Origin of the sequence: Kribbella antiqua (assembly GCF_004345665.1) — a bacterium.
Lineage (GTDB): Bacteria > Actinomycetota > Actinomycetes > Propionibacteriales > Kribbellaceae > Kribbella > Kribbella antiqua.
In genome coordinates this window covers 1-1,300 of sequence record NZ_SLWR01000028.1, presented here as the reverse complement: position 1 = coordinate 1,300, position 1,300 = coordinate 1, and the positions used below count along the sequence as shown (strand labels likewise).

General features: G+C 67.2%; 1 protein-coding gene. It reads left to right on the top strand.

Going from position 1 to position 1,300, the window contains the following annotated elements; genetic code table 11:
• The first annotated feature begins 214 nt into the window (after positions 1-214).
• Positions 215-1,288, top strand: coding sequence for an IS110 family RNA-guided transposase (locus EV646_RS38695; protein ID WP_338419316.1), 1,074 nt, complete (start codon positions 215-217; stop codon positions 1,286-1,288).
• Positions 1,289-1,300 lie beyond the last annotated feature (12 nt).

Here is a 1,300-nt window from a genome sequence, read left to right as displayed (position 1 = left end):
TCAGTGTGAGGGTGGTGCTGCCGCTTCGTGCGGTGGTTGGATCCCGATCACCTGATGCCTGGCTCTTACCGTGGCTGCCGTCCTTGGATTGGCGAGCATGGGTTTTGCCGGTGTCGGGTGTGACGGACCGGCCGGCGTGACTTGATAGGAGCGTGGCATCGCCCCCACTGAGATGTGTCCGCCGACCGGTCCAACCGTCCCATCACTGATCAGGGTGAAGGAGGCAACCTCCATGGTTGTTGTTGGCGCCGATGTGCACAAGCGGACGCACACGTTCGTTGCGGTCGACCAGGCCGGCCGGCAGCTGGGCCAGTTCACAATTCAAGCGACCACGAAGGGCCATGCGAAAGCGCTGGCGTGGGCCCGGCGGGAGTTCGGCAGCGACCTGGTCTGGGCAGTGGAGGACTGCCGCCACCTGTCCGCCCGCCTGGAGCGGGACCTGCTGACCGCGGGACAGCAGGTGGTGCGGGTGCCACCCAAGATGATGGCGATGACCCGGGCCTCGGCGCGCACCCGCGGCAAGTCCGACCCGATCGACGCACTGGCCGTGGCGCGGGCCTTCCTGCGTGAACCGGACCTACCGGTCGCCTCCCACGACGAAACGTCGCGGGAACTGAAACTGCTGGTCGACCGCAGAGAAACCCTGATCGCGCAACGGACCGCGACGATCAACAGCCTTCTGTGGCGGGTCCACGAGCTCGACCCCGCCCGCGCACCGAAGGCCCGCTCGCTGGACCTGGCCAAGCACCAGCACGCCCTGCGGGACTGGCTGGTCACTCTGACCGGGGTCGTGGCCGAACTGGCCCTGGACGAACTCGACGACATCATCGCCTTGACCGCCCGCGCCAAGAACTACGAGCGGCGGATCACGGCCCTGACCACCCAGGTCGCACCCACACTCGTGGCGATGCCCGGCTGCGGCGCACTGACCGCGGCCAAGCTCACCGGAGAAGCCGCCGGCATCACCCGCTTCCCCGACGAAGCGAAGTTCGCCCGCCACGCAGGTGTCGCTCCCATCCCGGTCTGGTCAGGCAACACCGCCGGCCGGGTCCGGATGACCCGCTCAGGCAACCGCCAACTCAACGCCGCCCTGCACCGCATAGCCGTCACCCAGATCCGCCTCACAGGCAGCCTCGGCAAGACCTACTACGAGAAGAAGAAGGCCCAGGGCATGTCCAACCGCGAAGCCCTCCGCTGCCTCAAACGACGCCTCGCACGCACCGTCTTCAACCACCTCACCAACGACCATCACAGCCGACCTACAACCAGCCTCCCGGCTGCGGCTTGACATAGGAGAAAC